Source organism: Pantoea sp. USHLN256 (assembly GCF_037149875.1).
In the GTDB taxonomy this organism is placed as follows: domain Bacteria; phylum Pseudomonadota; class Gammaproteobacteria; order Enterobacterales; family Enterobacteriaceae; genus Pantoea; species Pantoea nemavictus.
The window spans coordinates 1-18,777 of the sequence record NZ_JBBCQO010000005.1; the positions used below are offsets into that span (position 1 = coordinate 1).

Consider the following 18,777-nt stretch of genomic DNA (forward strand, 5'->3'; position numbering starts at 1 on the left):
TCAAACTCTTCAATTTAAGTTTGATTTGCTTAAACAAGTTAAGCGATGCTCATCTGTAAAACGTCATAATGAATTTCATTATGTGTTCACTCGTGAGACTTGATATTTTTTGCGTCCGGAGACGCTGATATCAATCCTGCGAGTGCCCACACAGATTGTCTGATAAATTGTTAAAGAGCGTTGCGAGCAGCGGGTTAACCGCCTGTCGCGAGGTGGCGTATATTACGCTTTCCTCCTTCAGAGTCAAACACTTTTTTCAGCGTTTTCATCCGGCGGGATGAATTTCTTCACTCCCTGCTGAGCCGCCCGCGTTGCCGCTTTGCCGTCTCAGTGGTGGCGCATTATAGGGAGTTATTCGGAGGTGACAAGTGCAAATTTCAACTTTTTTACCGTTCGATTGAAATTTGCACAAAACGACCGTTTTTAGGCCTTTTTAATGCGTGAAGGTAGTTCTGCCAGACTATTAATTACCCAATCCGCCGCGGCTTCACCTTCTGCCGTTACCGGCTTACCGCTACGTACCAACACTTTTGTACCAACACCTGCCGCTTGTGCCGCCTGCATATCTTCTATTTTGTCACCTACCATATAAGAAGAAGCCATATCGATATCCAGATGCTGCTGCGCCGAAAGCAACATGCCTGGCTGCGGCTTACGGCAATCACACTGCTGGCGATATTCTTCTACTGTTGCATCGGGTAAATGTGGGCAGAAATAGATGCCATCCAGATCAACATCCCGATCGGCCAGTGACCAGTCCATCCATTCGGTAAGCTGCATAAACTGATCTTCGGTAAACATCCCCCGCGCAATGCCCGACTGATTGGTCACCAGCACCAGCGCAAAGCCCATCTTCTTCAGCGCCTGTAGCGCTTCGATGGTGCCATCAATAAATTCGAAATTATCGATTTCATGAACATAGCCGTGATCGACATTCAAGGTGCCATCACGATCCAGAAAAATAGCCGGGACTTTGTTCGCCACGTAGAAACTCCTGCTGAAAATGTGTCGCTAAGTATCGCATGATTGCGTATAGCGAGAGAATGGCAGATTGAATGACTTCGATTGATTTAGCCGTCTGGATGCCTTAACATCCATTCAAATTTCGCGCAGCACTGCTGAGCGAAGCCCGATACACCACGGACCATGCAACACGATAATAAATAACCTAATGATTAAACTCGAAAATATCACCAAAGTGTTCCAGCAAGGTTCACGCAGCATTCAGGCACTGTCGAACGTCAGCCTGCATGTGCCTGCTGGACAGATTTATGGCGTCATCGGTTCATCCGGTGCCGGTAAAAGTACATTGATTCGCTGCGTCAATCTGCTCGAACGCCCAACATCCGGTCGCGTACTGGTTGATGGCCAGGAGTTGACCACCCTCTCTTCAGGCCAATTAACACTGGCACGCCGTCAGATTGGCATGATCTTCCAGCACTTTAACTTGATGAACTCGCGCACGGTGTCCGGCAACGTGGCGCTGCCACTGGAATTAGGCAACCTCTCTCGCGAGCAGATTAAAAAGCGCGTAACCGAGTTACTTGAATTGGTGGGTTTATCCGACAAGCATGATAGCTGGCCGGCGAATCTCTCTGGCGGACAAAAGCAGCGTGTAGCGATTGCGCGCGCGCTGGCAAGTAATCCGAAGGTGCTGCTGTGTGATGAAGCCACCAGCGCGCTGGATCCAGCCACAACGCGTTCCATTCTGGAGTTGCTGAAAGACATCAACCGCCGTCTCGGTATTACCATTCTATTGATCACCCACGAAATGGATGTGGTGAAACGCATCTGCGATCAGGTTGCGGTCATCAGCAATGGTGAGCTGATCGAGAAAGACAGCGTAAGCGAAGTGTTCTCACATCCAAAAACACCGCTGGCGCAGCAGTTCATCCAATCCACGCTGCATCTGGATATTCCGGACGACTATCAGCAGCGCATGGCGCCACAGGCCTCCGCCGAAAGCGTGCCCCTGCTGCGTCTGGAGTTCACCGGTAAGTCAGTCGATGCTCCGCTGCTGTCTGAGGCGGCACGTCGCTTTAACGTGAATAACAATATTATTAGCGCGCAGATGGATTACGCCGGCGGCGTGAAGTTCGGCATCATGTTAGCCGAAATGGATGGCAGTGAAACAGATACCCAAGCCGCAATTGCCTGGCTGAAAGAAAATCATGTGAAAGTAGAGGTGCTAGGTTATGTCTGAAGCGATGATGTGGTTACTGACGCGTGGCGTCTGGGAAACGCTGATGATGACCTTTGTCTCCGGTTTCTTTGGTTTTGTCCTCGGTCTGCCGGTCGGCGTGCTGCTGTATGTTACGCGCCCGGGTCAGATTCTGGCTAACAATGCGCTCTATCGCGTGCTGTCAGCGCTGGTGAATATCTTCCGTTCGATTCCATTCATTATCTTATTGGTGTGGATGATTCCCTTCACTCGCGCCATCGTCGGCACGTCCATTGGTTTGCAAGCCGCCATCGTGCCGCTGACTGTTGGGGCCGCGCCATTTATTGCACGTATGGTTGAGAACGCACTGCTCGAGCTGCCAACCGGTTTGATCGAGGCTTCCCGCGCTATGGGCGCCACGCCGCTGCAGATTGTGCGTAAAGTCCTGCTGCCAGAAGCCCTGCCGGGTCTGGTGAATGCCGCTACAATTACTCTGATTACGCTGGTCGGCTACTCTGCCATGGGCGGAGCAGTTGGCGCGGGCGGTTTGGGCCAGATTGGCTACCAGTATGGTTACATCGGCTATAACGCCACCGTGATGAATACCGTGCTGATCCTGCTGGTTGTTCTGGTGTATTTAATCCAATTCTGTGGCGACCGCATCGTGCGTGCTGTGTCCCATAAGTAAGCAAGCAACATCAATAGTCCTCTATTAAGGAAGGGATATGTCTTTTACATTTAAAAAGATTGCCGCTGTGGGTGCTCTGATTGGCGCAATTGCGCTGGCAGGATGCGATCAAAAAGCAAAAGATCCAAACCACATTAAAGTGGGTGTGATCGTGGGTGCTGAGCAGCAGGTTGCTGAAACTGCGGTGAAAGTTGCCAAAGAAAAATATGGCCTCGATGTTGAGCTGGTCACCTTTAACGATTACGTGCTGCCTAACGAAGCGCTGAGCAAAGGTGATATCGACGTTAACGCCTTCCAGCACAAGCCGTATCTCGATCAGCAAATTAAAGATCGTGGTTACAAGCTGGCTATCGTAGCGAACACCTTCGTTTACCCAATCGCGGGCTACTCGAAGAAAATCAAATCACTGGATGAACTGCAGAACGGTGCACAGGTCGCTATCCCGAACGATCCCACTAACCTGGGTCGTTCATTGCTGCTGCTGCAGAAAGTGGGCCTGATCAAATTGAAAGACGGCGTGGGTCTGCTGCCTACCTCGCTGGATATCGTCGGGAACCCGAAAAACCTGAAGATTGTTGAGCTGGAAGCGCCGCAACTGCCACGTTCCCTGGACGATCAGCAAATCGCGTTGGCGGTGATCAACACCACTTACGCTAGCCAGATTGGCCTGACGCCAGCGAAAGATGGCATCTTCGTGGAAGACAAAGATTCACCGTATGTGAACCTGATCGTTAGCCGTGAAGATAACAAAGACGCTGAGAACGTGAAGAAATTTGTTCAAGCCTACCAATCAGACGAAGTGTCTGAAGCGGCCAACAAGATCTTTAACGGCGGTGCAGTGAAAGGCTGGTAATTTTTACCTTTCATGCCATGCAGGGCGGCTTCGGCCGCCCTTTCTTTTGCCATAAATTGCACCTGACTTGTTATTTATTGTCGTCCTTGTTTCAATAACGCCACTTTTTATTACTTGAGGATGTTGCCATGCGTTTTTTACCGCTCTGCTTGTTGGCATTGATGCTAACCGGGTGCGTGCGTGAATATCACCCGATAAGCAGTGCTCCTTCTCGTCCGCAGCAGGCATCCAGCGAGCCAGAACGCAAACCGACACCACGTCCTGCGCCGGTGAAGATTTACACCGATGCGACCGATTTGGTCAGCAATCCGTTCCGCGATTTAGGCGAAGTCTCCGCTGAAGATTGCCAAAGCAGCAGCCAGGATTCACCGCCGAATATCAACACCGCGCGTAAACGCCTACAGATCAGAGCGGCCGGCATGAAAGCCAACGCGGTATTGCTGCATAAGTGCGAAATTGTCACCAGCACGCCGGGATGTTATCGCCAGGCCATTTGCCAGGGCTCCGCCCTGAAAGTCTCCAATCAATGAGTGAGTTTGCCTTCGCGCAAATCGGCGTGATTCGCTCACCGTGGAAAGAGAAATTTGCCGTCCCGCGCCAGCCCGGTCTGGTGCAGGATGGTGGCGGCGAGTTGCATCTGTTGCCGCCCTACAATCAGCCGGAAGCGGTACGCGGTCTCGAAGACTTTAGCCATCTGTGGGTACTATTCGTCTTTCACCAAACGATGGAGGGTGGCTGGCGTCCAACGGTGCGTCCACCGCGCCTCGGTGGCAATGCGCGTATGGGAGTGTTCGCCACACGGTCGACCTTCCGTCCCAATCCCATCGGCATGTCGCTGGTTGAGTTAAAAGGTATTCGCTGCGAGAAGCAGCAGGTGATCTTGCAGCTCGGCAGCCTTGATTTAGTCGATGGTACGCCGGTGGTGGATATCAAACCCTATCTGCCGTTTGCCGAGGCGTTACCGGATGCGCGTGCCGGCTTTGCGCAGGCCGCTCCGGATGCCACTATGCCGGTACGCTTTTCGCCACTGGCGCAGAGCCAGCTTCAACAGCAGCAGAAAACCTATCCCCAGCTGGCGCGGTTTATCACCGACGTGCTGGCGCAGGATCCGCGCCCAGCCTATCGTAAAGGTGAGACGCAGGATCGCGAATATGCCGCGTGGCTCCTCGACTTTAATGTGCGCTGGCGCATTGATGACGCGGGAACCGAAGTGATCGCCCTCGATCCACGCTAAAACTCGCTTTTGAGTGATTGATCTCGCTGGTACACTAGCCGCCAGAAAAATTTTGTCAGTTTCCTTCCGTATAACTGGAATCGTAATCAATGCGTACTACTCAATATCTGCTCTCCACTCTGAAGGAGACACCTTCCGATGCAGAAGTGATCAGCCACCAGCTGATGCTGCGCGCCGGCATGATCCGCAAACTGGCTTCGGGTCTCTATACCTGGTTGCCGACCGGTATTCGCGTGCTGCGAAAAGTTGAAAACATCGTGCGTGAAGAGATGAACAACGCCGGCGCGATTGAGATCTCCATGCCGGTGGTTCAGCCTGCCGATTTGTGGGAAGAGAGTGGCCGTTGGGAGCAGTACGGCCCGGAACTGCTGCGCATTAAAGATCGTCATGAGCGTCCATTCGTATTGGGTCCAACCCACGAAGAAGTGGTGACCGATTTGATCCGCAACGAGCTGAGCTCTTACAAGCAGCTGCCGCTCAACCTGTATCAAATCCAAACCAAATTCCGCGATGAAGTACGCCCGCGTTTTGGTGTGATGCGTTCACGCGAGTTCATCATGAAAGATGCTTACTCGTTCCATACCACGCAGGAGTCGCTGCAGGAAACTTACGACGCGATGTACCGCGCCTATAGCCAAAGCTTCAGCCGCATGGGTCTGGATTTCCGTGCCGTACAGGCCGATACCGGTTCTATCGGTGGCAGCGCCTCACACGAGTTCCAGGTATTGGCGCTGAGCGGTGAAGATGACGTGATCTTCTCCAGCGAATCGGATTACGCGGCCAACATTGAAAAAGCTGAAGCCTTAGCGCCGGCTGGTGAACGTCCACAGGCCACACAGGCGATGACGCAGTTCGATACGCCGAACGCGAAAACCATTGCTGAATTGGTTGAACAACATCAGTTGCCGATCGAGAAAACCGTTAAGACACTGTTCGTCAAAGCCACCGAAGAGAGCGGCCACACGCTGGTTGCCCTGCTGCTGCGCGGCGATCATCAGCTGAACGAAATTAAAGCCGAAAAGCTGGATATCGTGGCTGAACCGCTGGAGATGGCAAGCGAAGAAGAGATTCGCGCATTGTTAGGCGCAGGCCCAGGTTCACTCGGTCCGGTTGGTTTGACTCTGCCAGTGATCGCCGATCGTACCGTGGCGAAAACCAGCGACTTCTGTGCAGGCGCGAACATCGATGGTAAGCATTTGAGCGGCATCAACTGGGGACGCGATCTGCCAGAACCGCGCGTGGAAGATATCCGTAACGTGGTCGAAGGTGATCCAAGCCCGGACGGTAAAGGCACGCTGCAGATTAAACGCGGTATTGAAGTTGGCCACATCTTCCAGCTGGGTACCAAGTACTCCGAAGCAATGAAAGCGGCGGTACAGGGCGAAGATGGCCGTAACCAAGTGATGACTATGGGTTGCTACGGCATCGGTATCACGCGCGTGGTGGCGGCAGCGATTGAGCAGAACAACGATGAGCGCGGCATCATCTGGCCTGCGGCGCTGGCGCCGTTCGAAGTCGCCATTTTGCCAATGAACATGCACAAATCTTTCCGTGTACAACAGCTGGCAGAAGAGCTGTACAACACGCTGCGTGCTAAAGGCATCGACGTAATTCTGGACGATCGCAAAGAGCGTCCAGGCGTGATGTTCGCGGATATGGAGCTGATTGGCGTGCCGCACACCATCGTGATTGGCGATCGTAATCTCGATAACCAAGAGATTGAGTACAAGGCGCGTACCGCCAGCGAGAAGCAGATGATCAAGCAGCACGATATCGTCGACTTCCTGGCGAAAGCCCTCAACAAGTAACACTGAAACGCCTCCGACTGGAGGCGTTTTTTATTGCACTTTCCCGCGCATCGCTTTTACGTTACTGCGCCTTGTTTTGCCTTCCAGCCGCCTCACTTTAGAACCGTGCGTCGGTTTCGTCGCGCGCCGGACTTTTTCCACCGTAGTTAACTCCTGAATCAGATTGATCAACCGCTGCACGGCCGCTTCACGATTCATTTCCTGGCTACGGTGCTCCTGTGCTTTGATAATCACCACACCTTCCGCAGTGATCAAATGATGGCTCGCCGCCAGCAGTCGCTCCTTATAAAACGGCGGCAGCGACGATGCGTTGATATCAAACCGCAGGTGAATGGCCGTAGAGGTTTTATTCACGTGTTGGCCGCCCGCACCTTGCGCACGGATGGCACTAAGCTCTACTTCATTATCGGCCAGTGAAACCGAGCGAGACAGTACAATCATCTGTCACCTGCCGTTTGGTTCGACGTTGTGTCGCGTAATAACCTGTTCATCAACTTAACCTTTTGTGCGCACGCTGAGTGCATGAGACCAGCGCGAAATGTCACTTTTGCTCTTTTCCATGCGTCAAACCCGTGACGACCGGGCTGATTTCCATGAATTTCCTGTGATATAGTCGCCTATCATCCAGAGTATCAAGCTCTGCTGAGGAGGTGTATGTGCAAAAGTATTGTGAGTTAGTTCGCCAGAAGTATGCCGAAATTGGTAGCGGCGACCTTGGGTATGTGCCAGACGCCATAGGTTGTGCGTTGAAGGCTCTCAACGATATTGCCGCTGATTCTGCGCTAAACTCTTCTCTCAGGGAACAAGCAGCGTATGCCGCTGCAAACTTATTGGTGAGCGACTATGTTGACGAATGAAGCCTACAAACCCATCAACTGCGATGACTACGACAACCTCGAACTCGCCTGCCAAAAAAACTGGACGCTGTCGTTAGAGTTAAAAAACGGCGATCAGCTCAAGGCGAAAGCCGTGGACATGGTCTCACGTAAAAACGTCGAGTACCTTGCCGTCGATCTCTCCGGCGAGACCCGCGAAGTGCGGCTCGACCACATCGCCAGCTTCACGCATCCGGAGCTGGGCACCGTCGTCGTTAGCGAAGAGTAAACCCTATCTCGGGCGGGAATCCCATCCCGCCCCCCTCGCTTAAGGCTTTAACGAACTGTAATACGCCGACAAATCTTCCATATCCTGATCGCTCAATCCCGCCACAAATGCTTTCATCACTTCTGCCTGACCGCCGCTGCGTTCGCCTTTTTTGTAGGCCTGCAGTGAATGCAGCAGATAAGGCGCATGTTGTCCCGCGAGATTTGGATAAAGCGGCACCGCGCTTTTGCCCTCCGCGCCGTGACACGCTATGCAGCTTGCCGCTTTTTGCGCGCCGGCATTGACATCACCATCGGCAAACGCCGGCAGCGTCGCAGCGCATAAAAGCGCGGCAATCAAATACTTCATCATTGCTCTCCATTTTATTGTTGTGGTAGCCAAATCGCCTGCCAGCCTTGCGCATTGCCAGCCGCGCCTTCCCGGGTGATAAACAGTCCCGGCGCGCAAATTAACGTCTGGTTGTAGTAAATCAAGGGGATACGTTCACGCTGCCAGGGCGCAACGCCCAACTCTTGCCACAGCTTCTTCATCTCTCGGCCACCGGCGCGCCCCAGCAGGTGATAATAGCCTTGCGCCCTGAAGCGAATATTGATCTCTTCATCCGCATTAGGGTGACGTAACTCAGCAATCTCGCCGTTAGCCTGCAGCATGCCTACACCTGCCGGTAAATCGAGTGGCTGGCTGCGGTCTTGCCAGGTTAGCGAGTGCTGACTCAGAGATGGCTGCGGCCTGAGCCAGTAGAGTTGCTGGCGATAGCGTCGCAGTTCAAAAGCGCCGAAGCGCAGACAAGGTTTAGCATCATCCCGACTGTTAATGACTTCATCGGTGATACGTTTGAGCGCTTCGCGCGCAGGCATCGCGCCGCCCTGTTGAGCGATCCAGCGGCGCAACAGCGCATGGCGGCGCGCTTCGCTCATGTCGAGTAACGGTGGAAAATGCAGTGCGCCATGCGCATCGGTAAGCTGTATCAGCTGTTCAGCCAGCAACTCATCCAGCAGTTGCTCCTGCTCGCCACAGAGTGCTGCACTGCGTGCGCTGGCGGCGCTGAAGTGCGGCCAGCGCGCCTGCAGTAGCGGTAAAACCTGCTGGCGCAGGAAGTTGCGGTCATAGCGGCTATCGGCGTTGCTTTCATCCTCAATCCAGCTGAGCTGGTGCTCGGCAGCATAGTTTTCCAACTGCTGACGGCTGACGTCGAGCAACGGGCGCAGATGCAGACGATCGTCAACGCTGCGCTGCAGCGGCATCGCCGCCAAACCCGCCGGTCCGCTGCCGCGTTTTAATGCCAGCAGCAGCGTTTCCGCCTGATCGTCGAGGTGCTGCGCAGTGAGTAAGTGCTCACCGGGTTGTAGCTGCTGGAACAGCGCTTGATAGCGCGCCTCGCGGGCCGCCGCTTCAATACCGCTATCGCGCCCATCAACCTGCACCTGCAGAACCGCACAAGGAATCTGCCACTGCATGCAAATCTGCTGACAATGTTGCGCCCAGCGATCAGCATTGGGGCTTAAGCCATGATGAACATGTAACGCGCGCACGCGCAGCTGCGGCTGCTGACGTTGCCAGCAAACCAATTGATGCAGCAGCACGGTAGAGTCAAGTCCGCCGCTGAACGCCAGCACATAGCCAGCGTCGGGTGTCAGCAGCGAAGCAAGATGAGATAAAGACATGAGCGCGTTCCGTCCAGGCGAGCCACCGAATTGCGGCTCGCGGCGGACGCTAGTTTACGCCTGATACAGCTCCAGCGGCAAACCGTCCGGATCGGGGAAGAAGGTGCAAGCTTTGCCGGTTAACGCATCGATACGAATCGGTTCGCAGGTCACGCCCTTCTCCGCTAGCGCGGCTATCGACTGCGCGACATCCTCAACGCAAAACGCCAGATGGCGCAGACCGCAGGCTTCCGGTCCGCTGACACGTGGCGGCGGCGACGGGAACGAGAACAGCTCGATAGTGTAAACTCCGTTCAACCCAAGATCGCCTTTCCAGGAATCGCGCTCGGCGCGGTAATATTCACCCAAAAGTTCAAAACCCAGCACATCACAGTAAAACGCCTTACTGCGCTGATAATCGGTGGCAATAATGGCAATGTGGTGGATCTGTTTTATCTGCAGCATAGCGGCTCCGTTTTTCACATAAGCCGCTTACCCTACGTGGCATAAGCGGCGATGGAAAGGGGGGATTATCCTAAGTTAGCGATCGTCTTCATCACGCAACACGCGCACCAAATAGCGGCCATCTTCGGTCAGCGTCGCGCCGTGAATATCGGTTTCGAAGCCCGGATAGTGGCGACCAATGGTGCAGAGCATCAGCAGAAAATCGAGTACTGAACGGCTCTCTTCGGTGATCATCTCACCCGGCATCACCACCGGTACGCCCGGCGGATACGGCAAAATCATATTGGCCGAAATGCGCCCCACCAACTCACGAATATCAACGGTTTCAACCTGGCCTTTTACCTGGCGCTGAAACGCCTGATGCGGCGTCATCTTCATCTCTGGCAGCACGTCGAACGCCTTCAACATCAGGCGCGGCAAATCGTGCTGCAGGATCAGTTGATGAATGCCCTGCGCCAGCGTCTGAATACGCATGTTGCGATAGAAGTCAGGATCTTCGGCATACAGATCCGGCAGCATGTTTTTCACCCGCAGGTTGAGATCGTAGGCACGCTTAAATTCCGTCAACCCGCGCAACACGCTCATCGCTTTGGTTTTATCGATACCGATGCTGAAGAGGAACAGCAGATTGTAGGGCCCGGTTTTCTCCACCACGATACCGCGCTGATCAAGGAACTTCGCCACCAGCGCGGCAGGAATCCCCTCTTCCGCCATGTTACCCAGTTCACTCATGCCCGGCGTCAGGATGGTGACTTTGATCGGATCGAGATACATGTGATCGCGATCGGCATGGGTGAAGCCGTGCCAATCCTCTTCGCCCGGCTGGATGGGCCAGCATTCAGCTTGATCAACCTGCTCCGGCTGCCAGATATCAAAGAACCAGCCGTCGGACTCTTCACGCAAACGCTGAATCTCACGGCGGAAATGCAGCGCGCGTTCGACCGAGCGGTTAATCAGTCGCTTACCCGGATTACCGCGCAACATCGCTGCCGCCGTTTCAATCGATGACACGATCGCATAGCTTGGCGATGTGGTGGTGTGCATCATGTAGGCTTCGTTGAAGGTGTGCTCGTCGTAATCGCCTTTGATGTGAATTAGCGAGGCCTGTGAAAATGCCGCCAGCAGCTTGTGGGTTGATTGCGTTTCATAGATCACTTTGCCTGGAGTACGATCGCCACTCATGCCGCTTTTTCCGGCGTAGATCGGATGGAAGTTAGTGTAAGGCACCCACGCTGAATCAAAGTGGATCGAGGGTACATCCAGCGTCTGCTTGATGAACTGTGTGTTATACAGCAGGCCGTCGTAAGTCGAGTTAGTAATGACTGCATGCACCGGCCAACTGGCGCGCGGCGTGGCGTTAACCTTTTGCTGAATGTTGTCGCGCGTAAATTCACGCTGCGGAATACCGCCGAGAATTCCCAGCGCATTACGCGTCGGCTTGAGCCAAATCGGAATGATGTCGCTCATCATCAGTAAATGGGTCAGCGATTTATGGCAGTTACGGTCAATCAATACCGTGCTGCCGGCGGGCGCCGCGTACATGCCGACGATTTTGTTCGAGGTCGAGGTGCCGTTGGTCACCATGTAGCTTTGCTCTGCACCAAAGGTACGCGCGACATACTCTTCCGCTTCCAGGTGCGGGCCGGTGTGATCGAGTAACGAACCCAGTTCTGTCACCGAGATCGAAACGTCCGCCTTTAAGGTGTTCGAGCCGAAGAAGTCGTAAAACAGGCTGCCAACCGGGCTCTTCTGAAAGGCGCTACCGCCCATGTGCCCTGGCGTGCAGAAAGTGTATTTGCCCTCTTTCACATAATTGAACAACGCTTTGGTCAGCGGCGGTGTGATGTTGTCGATGTACTCATCGGTGTATTGACGAATATGCAGCGCGATGTCATCGGCGGCGCTTAGGGCATACTCAAAGAAGTGCAGCGCCATGCGCATCTCGTTGATACTGACATCCATTTGCGAATGGGTGTTGATGAAGGCATACAGCGGCAGATATTCGTTGAGCTGATTGATATCGCTACACAACGACAGACTGTAATCGTCCCAGTCAAAAATCACCCCGCAGATGCGCGGATTGTGTTCAATCAACTTCAGCAGGTCGCTGGCATTATTGGGGTAGACGGTCTGGAAGCCTTGCAGCTTGAGTGTGGCGTCCAGTTCGCGAATAGGCTGATCTTTATAGAAAGCGCCGTGCGGTCCCATGATCGCAATAATATTCAATGCTCACCTCCTGTGGTGTTGTGGCACTGAATAAGGATAGCGAAAAGCGGACGTGGATAAACCTGGAATGCTCTGCTGTTAAGTTACATCGCTGGCGGCTGGCGGCTGAGGCCAGGAAAGGCCAGCCCGATCGCAAAGAAGGCCTGCATCCATGCAGATCGGCCTCGCCATCCTGGCTCGGACGCTTTGCTCTTCGGGCTGGCCTTTCCTGGCCCTTCCGACATTTTTATTGCTGCAAGTGTGTCGGCTCGCCATTAATGGCGACCAATGCGAATTCACCCATTAACAGGCATAAAAAAAGCGGACCGAAGTCCGCTTCTTCTTATACAGCATCGCTTATCACGCGTAGCCGTAGTTCATCAGGCGCTGATAGCGACGGTTAAGCAACTCTTCGGTGCTCAACACATCGAGATCGGCCAGATCAGCCAACAGCTGCTGCTTCAGACTGGCAGCGATATCCAGCGGATGACGATGTGCACCCCCCAGCGGTTCTGGAACGATGGAATCAATCAGCTTCAGCTCTTTCAGACGTTCAGCGGTGATGCCCATCGCTTCTGCGGCCAATGGCGCTTTATCGGCGCTTTTCCACAGAATCGACGCACAGCCTTCCGGTGAAATCACTGAATAGGTGCTGTACTGCAGCATGTTCACTTTGTCGCCCACGCCGATGGCCAACGCACCACCGGAACCGCCTTCGCCGATTACGGTACAAATCACCGGAATTTTCAGGCCAGACATTTCACGCAGGTTGCGAGCGATCGCTTCAGACTGACCGCGCTCTTCTGCACCGACGCCCGGATAAGCACCCGGCGTGTCGATAAAGGTGATCAGCGGCATCTTGAAACGTTCCGCCATTTCCATCAGGCGCAGCGCTTTGCGATAGCCTTCCGGTGCCGGCATGCCGAAGTTACGACGGATTTTCTCTTTGGTTTCGCGACCTTTCTGATGACCAATGATCATCACCGGACGGCCGTCGAGACGTGCAATACCACCGACAATCGCTTTATCATCGGCATAAGCGCGGTCGCCAGCCAGTTCGTCGAAATCATCAAACGCGTTGCGGATATAGTCCAGTGTATAAGGACGCAGCGGATGACGCGCAAGTTGCGCCACTTGCCAGGCGCCTAAATCGGAGAAGATTTTACGGGTCAGCTCAACGCTTTTTTCGCGCAGGCGCTGCACTTCCTCATCCAAATTAATATCGTGTTTCTCATCCGAACGGCCAATCGATTTTAACGAGTCGATTTTCGCTTCAAGCTCTGCGATTGGCTGTTCAAAATCCAGGTAATTAAGACTCATAATGTTCCTGTTTTAGTCAAACTCCAGTTCCACCTGCTCCGATCCTACTAACGACCGCAAATCGTTGAGTAAACGATCGCTGGGCGAAATTCGCCACGCTGCACCAAAGCGTAGCTTCGCTCGCGCATCGGCTCTCTGATAGTAGAGATGCACCGGAATGGTCCCGGAGCGATGGGGCTCCAGAGACTGGCGGAGACGGTTTAAAAGCTGGTCATCAATTTGCCTGTCCGTCAGCGAGATAGCAAGTCCGCGCGCGTATTTTTCCCGCGCTTCGTCGATGTCCATAACTTCTCGAGCGGTCATTTTAAGGCCACCGCTAAAGTCATCAAAGCTGACCTGTCCACTGACGATCAGGATACGGTCCTTCTCCAGCAACTGCTGGTATTTATCTAACGCATCGGTAAATAACATCACTTCAAGACGACCAGAACGATCGTCAATCGTACAAATACCAATTCGGTTGCCGCGCTTGGTGACCATCACGCGGGCGGCAATCACCAGCCCCGCCGCGACGGTTACTTTACCACGATCTGTTGGATGCATGTCTTTCAGCCGCATGCCGCCAACGTAACGCTCAATTTCTTTCAAATACTGATTAATAGGATGGCCGGTGAGATACAGGCCAAGCGTCTCACGTTCGCCATCCAACTGAACTTGTTCCGGCCATGGCGTAATGCTGGCGTAGGATTTCTCCACCTGCTCCGGCTCTTCCGCCAGCACACCAAACATATCGGCCTGGCCAATGGCTTCGGCTTTAGCGTGCTGATCGGCGGCTTTTAATGCATCGCCAAGCGCACTCATCAATGCTGCACGATGCGGACCCAGACGATCGAACGCGCCCGACATGATCAGTTTTTCCATCACGCGACGGTTGATCTTCTTGGTGTCAGTGCGCGCACAGAGATCGAACAGCTCTTTGAAGTAGCCGCCCTCGTTACGCGCATCAATGATCGCTTCAATCGGACCTTCGCCCACGCCTTTAATCGCGCCAATGCCGTAAACGATCTCGCCTTCGTCATTGACGTGGAACGGATACAAACCTGAGTTGATGTCCGGCGGCAGCACTTTCAGGCCCATGCGCCAGCACTCATCGACCAGACCAACCACTTTCTCGGTGTTATCCATATCGGCGGTCATTACCGCCGCCATGAACTCTGCCGGATAGTGCGCTTTCAGCCACAGCGTTTGATAGGAAACCAGGGCGTAAGCGGCGGAGTGCGACTTGTTGAAGCCATATCCGGCAAACTTTTCTACCAGATCGAAGATTTTCATCGACAGTTCGCCATCGACGCCCATCTTCTCCGCACCGTCCTGGAATACCGAACGCTGCTTCGCCATCTCTTCTGGTTTCTTTTTACCCATCGCACGACGCAACATATCTGCGCCACCCAGCGTATAGCCGGACAGCACCTGCGCGATCTGCATCACCTGTTCCTGATACAGGATAATGCCGTAGGTCGGCTCCAGTACCGGTTTCAGGGTTTCGTGCTGCCACTGAATATCCGGATAGGAGATCTCTTCGCGGCCGTGCTTACGGTCGATGAAGTTATCTACCATGCCCGATTGCAGTGGGCCCGGACGGAACAATGCCACCAGAGCGATCATATCTTCGAAGCAGTCAGGCTTCAGACGTTTGATCAGATCTTTCATGCCGCGCGATTCAAGCTGGAACACTGCGGTGGTTTCCGAGCGCTGCAGCATGTCGAAGCTTTTCTTGTCATCCAGCGGGATGGCAGCGATATCGATCGGCGGCAAACCCTGCTTTTCACGGCGCGGGTTAATCATCTTCAGCGCCCAGTCGATGATGGTGAGCGTACGCAAGCCGAGGAAGTCAAACTTCACCAGCCCGGCGTACTCCACGTCATTCTTATCAAACTGGGTTACCGGGAACTGTCCGTTTTCATCGCAGTACAGCGGCGCGAAATCGGTAATTTTGGTTGGCGAGATCACCACACCACCGGCATGTTTACCGGCGTTACGCGTGACACCTTCCAGCTTGCGCGCCATGTCGATCAGCGCTTTAACCTCTTCGTCTGCTTCGTAGATCTCCGGCAGCTGCGGTTCAGCCAGGAAGGCTTTTTCCAGCGTCATGCCCGGATCCGGCGGGATCAGTTTGGAGATACGATCGACGAAACCATACGGATGACCCAGCACGCGTCCCACATCGCGGATTACCGCTTTCGCCGCCATGGTACCGAAGGTGATGATCTGCGATACCGCTTCACGTCCGTACATCTCGGCAACGTGATCGATAACCTGATCGCGCTTCTCCATGCAGAAGTCGACGTCGAAGTCGGGCATCGACACACGTTCTGGATTAAGGAAGCGTTCGAACAGCAGGTCAAACTCTAGCGGATCAATATCGGTAATCTTCAGCGCATACGCCACCAGCGAGCCCGCACCCGAGCCGCGGCCAGGACCCACGGGGATGCCGTTATCCTTGGACCACTGAATAAACTCCATCACGATCAGGAAGTAGCCGGGGAAGCCCATCTGGTTGATTACGGTGAGTTCAATATCCAGACGTTCATCATATTCCACGCGTTTCTCAGCGCGCTCCGCCGGATCCGGGAAGAGAAATTCCATACGCTCTTCCAGACCTTCACGTGACTTCGCCACGAGGAAGTCTTCGGTGCTCATCTCACCGGTGGGGAACTGTGGCAGGAAGTATTCGCCGAGGCGCACGGTTACGTTACAACGCTTAGCAATCTCTACGCTATTTTCCAGCGCTTCCGGGATGTCCGAGAACAGCTCGCACATCTCCTCTTCACTGCGCATATATTGCTGAGGACTGTAATTGCGCGGGCGCTTAGGATCATCCAGCGTATAGCCGTCATGAATTGCGACGCGGATTTCATGCGCATCAAAATCTTCTTCATTCAGGAAGCACACTTCGTTAGTGGCCACCACCGGTACGCCTTCGGCGATCGCTAACTCAACCGCAGCGTGCAGATAAGCTTCCTCATCTGCACGACCGGTGCGGATGAGCTCGAGGTAATAGCGATTGGGGAAGTGTTCCTGATAGAAGCTCAAACACTGCGCCACCATGGCGCTGTTGCCACGCAGCAGGCTACGACCAACATCACCGCGGCGTCCACCCGACAACAGAATCAAACCTTCGCCTAATTCCAGCAGCCAGTCACGATCGATGATTGGCCCATCGATGCCATAACCGCGCTGGTAGGCACGTGAAATCAGCAGCGTCAGGTTTTGATAACCGGTGTTATTCGCGGCCAGCACGGTGAGTTGCGTCAACTCGTCACCCATCAGTTCACTGGCGACGTGGAAGTCAGCCCCCACAATCGGCTTGATCCCCGCTCCGTGCGCGCTGCCGTAAAAACGCACCAACCCACACAGGTTGATGTAGTCGGTCATGGCAATCGCTGGCATGCCAAGCGCGGCCGCCTTTTTGACTAAAGGTCCGGTTTTCGCCAGACCATCAACCATGGAGTAATCGCTATGGACGCGCAGATGTATAAAACGAGGTTCAGCCATATCAGTTTCCGGTTAAAACAGCGTCAGGCTATTAAAGCGTAGTTGGCTGATGTGCAGCCCGCACATCGGCATCAATCAGGGCGTTACGCACCGGCGCAAAGCTGCGACGATGGTGAGGTGTGGCACCGTGCTGCGTTAGCTTTTCCATATGCAAAGCAGTCGGATAACCTTTGTGCTGCGCGAAGCCATATTCAGGGAATAGCAGATCCAGCTCGGCCATTTCCCGATCGCGCGTCACTTTAGCGATAATCGAGGCCGCACTGATCTCTTTCACCAGGCTATCGCCCTTCACCACTGCCAGCGAAGGCATCGGCAACGCTGGGCAACGGTTGCCATCGATCAGTACGAAGTCTGGCGCAACGGGTAGACCTGCTACCGCGCGCTGCATCGCTAGCATGGTAGCGTGCAAAATATTGAGCTGATCGATCTCTTCAGGTTCAGCACGGCCAAGGCTCCAGGCCAACGCCTTCTCTTTGATCTCGTCATACAACGCCAGACGACGCTTCTCTGACAACTTTTTTGAGTCGGCCAGGCCTGCAATCGGGTTGTCGGGATCGAGAATCACCGCAGCGGTGACAACGGCGCCAACCAGCGGGCCGCGCCCAACTTCATCAACGCCAGCAATCCGCTGCGCGTTGGGATAGATAAATTCAGCCATTGATGATCTCCAGTACCGCATCCGCCGCTTGTTCGTCGGCATTCCAGCGAATCTGTTGATGCAGTTCGGTGAAGGTGTTCAGTAACGCTTCGCGCTCAGGCCCGGCGTGCAGCAAGGGTTCTAACGCCGCAGCTAAAGCTTCAGGTTGGCACTCGTCCTGCAACAGCTCTTTCACCAGTTCGCGACCAGCCAGCAGATTCGGCAGCGAAACATACGGCGTTTTCACCAGACGTTTGGCCAGCCAGAAGGTAAACGGCTTCATACGATAGCCCACTACCATCGGGCATTTCGCCAGCATACACTCCAGCGCGGCGGTGCCAGACGCAAGAATAGCCGCGTCACTGGCCAGCATCGCCTGGCGGCCTTTGCCATCCAGCAAATGCATCGGCAGTTCCGGCGCCACCTCAGCTTTGATCTGCTCAAACTGTTCGCGACGTTTGGCATTGACCAGCGGCACCACGATTTCCAGCGTTGGATAGCGCTGACGCAAAAGTTGGGCAGCGCGCAGGAAATCGGCGCTGAGCATTTCAACTTCTGCACCGCGACTGCCGGGCAATAAGCCGAGGCAAATCGCCTCTTCGTCTATGCCTAACTCGCGGCGCGCCGCCAGTTTATCAGGCTGTAACGGCATCGCATCGGCCATGGTATGGCCAATAAAGCGGCACGGCACGTTGAAGCGATCGTAGAAAGCTTTTTCAAACGGCAAAAAGGCCAGCACCAAATTGGTATTACGGCCGATTTTAAACACGCGTTTTTGACGCCACGCCCAAACCGAAGGGCTGACGTAATGAATAGTGCGAATGCCTTGGCGCTTGAGGCTGCCTTCCAACGTAATGTTGAAATCCGGCGCATCAATGCCAACGAAGACATCCGGCTTGAGTTCGGTAAAGCGCTGCGTGAGGTCGTGACGAATTTTAAGCAAGCGGCGCAAGCGGCCTAGCACTTCGACGATACCCATCACCGCCAGCTCTTCCATCTCGTACCAGGCTTCACAGCCTTCGGCCTGCATCAGCGGGCCAGCCACGCCAACAAAGCGTGCATTGGGATGACGCGCTTTTAACGCACGGATGAGACCTGCACCAAGAATATCGCCGGAGGTTTCTCCGGCGACCAGGGCAATCGTGAGGGGACGCGCTGACATGG

18 protein-coding genes are annotated in these 18,777 nt (G+C 54.3%); 8 read left to right on the forward strand and 10 right to left on the reverse strand.

Annotated features, from left to right (window positions below; all coding sequences use genetic code 11):
• Positions 1 to 423 precede the first annotated feature (423 nt).
• On the reverse strand, positions 424 to 984 hold the full coding sequence (gmhB, locus tag WFL93_RS13865; RefSeq protein ID WP_336778389.1) for a D-glycero-beta-D-manno-heptose 1,7-bisphosphate 7-phosphatase: 561 nt from the start codon (positions 982 to 984) through the stop codon (positions 424 to 426).
• Positions 985 to 1,171: 187 nt separating this feature from the next.
• Between gmhB and metN the strand changes: the two genes are divergently transcribed.
• From metN to proS, 6 genes are all read left to right on the forward strand, one after another.
• Positions 1,172 to 2,203: a methionine ABC transporter ATP-binding protein MetN gene (metN, locus tag WFL93_RS13870; protein ID WP_007893965.1), complete on the forward strand. Its 1,032-nt coding sequence runs from the start codon at positions 1,172 to 1,174 to the stop codon at positions 2,201 to 2,203.
• Complete coding sequence (locus WFL93_RS13875; RefSeq protein ID WP_007893963.1) at positions 2,196 to 2,849, forward strand: methionine ABC transporter permease MetI; 654 nt, start codon at positions 2,196 to 2,198, stop codon at positions 2,847 to 2,849. The genes metN and WFL93_RS13875 overlap by 8 nt, the downstream gene beginning before the upstream one ends.
• Before the next feature lie 37 nt (positions 2,850 to 2,886).
• The gene (locus WFL93_RS13880; protein WP_007893960.1) at positions 2,887 to 3,702 is read left to right on the forward strand and encodes a MetQ/NlpA family lipoprotein; all 816 of its coding nucleotides are present in this window, start codon (positions 2,887 to 2,889) and stop codon (positions 3,700 to 3,702) included.
• Between the two features lie 128 nt (positions 3,703 to 3,830).
• The gene (rcsF, locus tag WFL93_RS13885; protein ID WP_007893958.1) at positions 3,831 to 4,232 is read left to right on the forward strand and encodes an Rcs stress response system protein RcsF; all 402 of its coding nucleotides are present in this window, start codon (positions 3,831 to 3,833) and stop codon (positions 4,230 to 4,232) included.
• Positions 4,229 to 4,936: a tRNA (N6-threonylcarbamoyladenosine(37)-N6)-methyltransferase TrmO gene (tsaA, locus tag WFL93_RS13890; RefSeq protein ID WP_007893955.1), complete on the forward strand. Its 708-nt coding sequence runs from the start codon at positions 4,229 to 4,231 to the stop codon at positions 4,934 to 4,936. Before rcsF ends, tsaA begins: the two co-directional genes overlap by 4 nt.
• Positions 4,937 to 5,025: 89 nt before the next feature.
• On the forward strand, positions 5,026 to 6,744 hold the full coding sequence (gene proS, locus WFL93_RS13895; protein ID WP_007893952.1) for a proline--tRNA ligase: 1,719 nt from the start codon (positions 5,026 to 5,028) through the stop codon (positions 6,742 to 6,744).
• A 30-nt stretch (positions 6,745 to 6,774) separates the two neighbouring features.
• Here proS and arfB read toward each other — a convergent pair whose 3' ends face one another.
• Positions 6,775 to 7,185, reverse strand: coding sequence for an alternative ribosome rescue aminoacyl-tRNA hydrolase ArfB (arfB, locus tag WFL93_RS13900; protein WP_007893949.1), 411 nt, complete (start codon positions 7,183 to 7,185; stop codon positions 6,775 to 6,777).
• Positions 7,186 to 7,400: 215 nt separating this feature from the next.
• On the opposite strand from arfB, the gene WFL93_RS13905 reads away from it, so the two are divergent.
• Together WFL93_RS13905 and rof are read left to right on the forward strand one after the other, a co-directional pair.
• On the forward strand, positions 7,401 to 7,601 hold the full coding sequence (locus WFL93_RS13905) for a YaeP family protein (RefSeq protein WP_036622231.1): 201 nt from the start codon (positions 7,401 to 7,403) through the stop codon (positions 7,599 to 7,601).
• Positions 7,588 to 7,848 carry a Rho-binding antiterminator gene (rof, locus tag WFL93_RS13910; protein ID WP_007893946.1) on the forward strand — a complete coding sequence of 87 codons (261 nt, stop codon included), beginning with the start codon at positions 7,588 to 7,590 and terminating at the stop codon, positions 7,846 to 7,848. The genes WFL93_RS13905 and rof overlap by 14 nt, the downstream gene beginning before the upstream one ends.
• 39 nt (positions 7,849 to 7,887) lie before the next feature.
• Here the strand turns inward: rof and WFL93_RS13915 are convergent, their stop codons facing one another.
• The 8 genes from WFL93_RS13915 to lpxB form a co-directional block, all read right to left on the reverse strand.
• Positions 7,888 to 8,196: a c-type cytochrome gene (locus tag WFL93_RS13915; RefSeq protein WP_336778525.1), complete on the reverse strand. Its 309-nt coding sequence runs from the start codon at positions 8,194 to 8,196 to the stop codon at positions 7,888 to 7,890.
• A 14-nt stretch (positions 8,197 to 8,210) separates the two neighbouring features.
• Positions 8,211 to 9,512 carry a tRNA lysidine(34) synthetase TilS gene (gene tilS, locus WFL93_RS13920; protein WP_336778390.1) on the reverse strand — a complete coding sequence of 434 codons (1,302 nt, stop codon included), beginning with the start codon at positions 9,510 to 9,512 and terminating at the stop codon, positions 8,211 to 8,213.
• 54 nt (positions 9,513 to 9,566) lie between these two features.
• Positions 9,567 to 9,956, reverse strand: a complete 390-nt coding sequence (locus WFL93_RS13925) for a VOC family protein (RefSeq protein WP_007893941.1) — start codon at positions 9,954 to 9,956, stop codon at positions 9,567 to 9,569.
• A gap of 75 nt (positions 9,957 to 10,031) precedes the next feature.
• Complete coding sequence (locus WFL93_RS13930) at positions 10,032 to 12,182, reverse strand: lysine decarboxylase LdcC (protein ID WP_336778391.1); 2,151 nt, start codon at positions 12,180 to 12,182, stop codon at positions 10,032 to 10,034.
• 339 nt (positions 12,183 to 12,521) lie between these two features.
• A complete protein-coding gene (gene accA / locus WFL93_RS13935) occupies positions 12,522 to 13,481 on the reverse strand; it encodes an acetyl-CoA carboxylase carboxyl transferase subunit alpha (protein WP_049851497.1) in 960 nt (319 codons plus the stop codon).
• Positions 13,482 to 13,493: 12 nt separating this feature from the next.
• Complete coding sequence (gene dnaE, locus WFL93_RS13940) at positions 13,494 to 16,976, reverse strand: DNA polymerase III subunit alpha (RefSeq protein ID WP_007893933.1); 3,483 nt, start codon at positions 16,974 to 16,976, stop codon at positions 13,494 to 13,496.
• A 31-nt stretch (positions 16,977 to 17,007) separates the two neighbouring features.
• Positions 17,008 to 17,634 carry a ribonuclease HII gene (rnhB, locus tag WFL93_RS13945; RefSeq protein ID WP_336778392.1) on the reverse strand — a complete coding sequence of 209 codons (627 nt, stop codon included), beginning with the start codon at positions 17,632 to 17,634 and terminating at the stop codon, positions 17,008 to 17,010.
• Positions 17,627 to 18,775, reverse strand: a complete 1,149-nt coding sequence (gene lpxB, locus WFL93_RS13950; protein ID WP_180823095.1) for a lipid-A-disaccharide synthase — start codon at positions 18,773 to 18,775, stop codon at positions 17,627 to 17,629. Before lpxB ends, rnhB begins: the two co-directional genes overlap by 8 nt.
• Positions 18,776 to 18,777: the final 2 nt, after the last annotated feature.

Bases quoted from the DNA above. Each gene is read 5' to 3' on its own strand.
- metN (WP_007893965.1), top strand. From the start codon at position 1,172: ATGATTAAACTCGAAAATATCACCAAAGTGTTCCAGCAAGGTTCACGC.
- WFL93_RS13875 (WP_007893963.1), top strand. From the start codon at position 2,196: ATGTCTGAAGCGATGATGTGGTTACTGACGCGTGGCGTCTGGGAAACG.
- WFL93_RS13880 (WP_007893960.1), top strand. From the start codon at position 2,887: ATGTCTTTTACATTTAAAAAGATTGCCGCTGTGGGTGCTCTGATTGGC.
- rcsF (WP_007893958.1), top strand. From the start codon at position 3,831: ATGCGTTTTTTACCGCTCTGCTTGTTGGCATTGATGCTAACCGGGTGC.
- tsaA (WP_007893955.1), top strand. From the start codon at position 4,229: ATGAGTGAGTTTGCCTTCGCGCAAATCGGCGTGATTCGCTCACCGTGG.
- proS (WP_007893952.1), top strand. From the start codon at position 5,026: ATGCGTACTACTCAATATCTGCTCTCCACTCTGAAGGAGACACCTTCC.
- arfB (WP_007893949.1), bottom strand. From the start codon at position 7,185: ATGATTGTACTGTCTCGCTCGGTTTCACTGGCCGATAATGAAGTAGAG.
- rof (WP_007893946.1), top strand. From the start codon at position 7,588: ATGTTGACGAATGAAGCCTACAAACCCATCAACTGCGATGACTACGAC.
- WFL93_RS13915 (WP_336778525.1), bottom strand. From the start codon at position 8,196: ATGAAGTATTTGATTGCCGCGCTTTTATGCGCTGCGACGCTGCCGGCG.
- tilS (WP_336778390.1), bottom strand. From the start codon at position 9,512: ATGTCTTTATCTCATCTTGCTTCGCTGCTGACACCCGACGCTGGCTAT.
- WFL93_RS13925 (WP_007893941.1), bottom strand. From the start codon at position 9,956: ATGCTGCAGATAAAACAGATCCACCACATTGCCATTATTGCCACCGAT.
- accA (WP_049851497.1), bottom strand. From the start codon at position 13,481: ATGAGTCTTAATTACCTGGATTTTGAACAGCCAATCGCAGAGCTTGAA.
- dnaE (WP_007893933.1), bottom strand. From the start codon at position 16,976: ATGGCTGAACCTCGTTTTATACATCTGCGCGTCCATAGCGATTACTCC.
- rnhB (WP_336778392.1), bottom strand. From the start codon at position 17,634: ATGGCTGAATTTATCTATCCCAACGCGCAGCGGATTGCTGGCGTTGAT.
- lpxB (WP_180823095.1), bottom strand. From the start codon at position 18,775: ATGTCAGCGCGTCCCCTCACGATTGCCCTGGTCGCCGGAGAAACCTCC.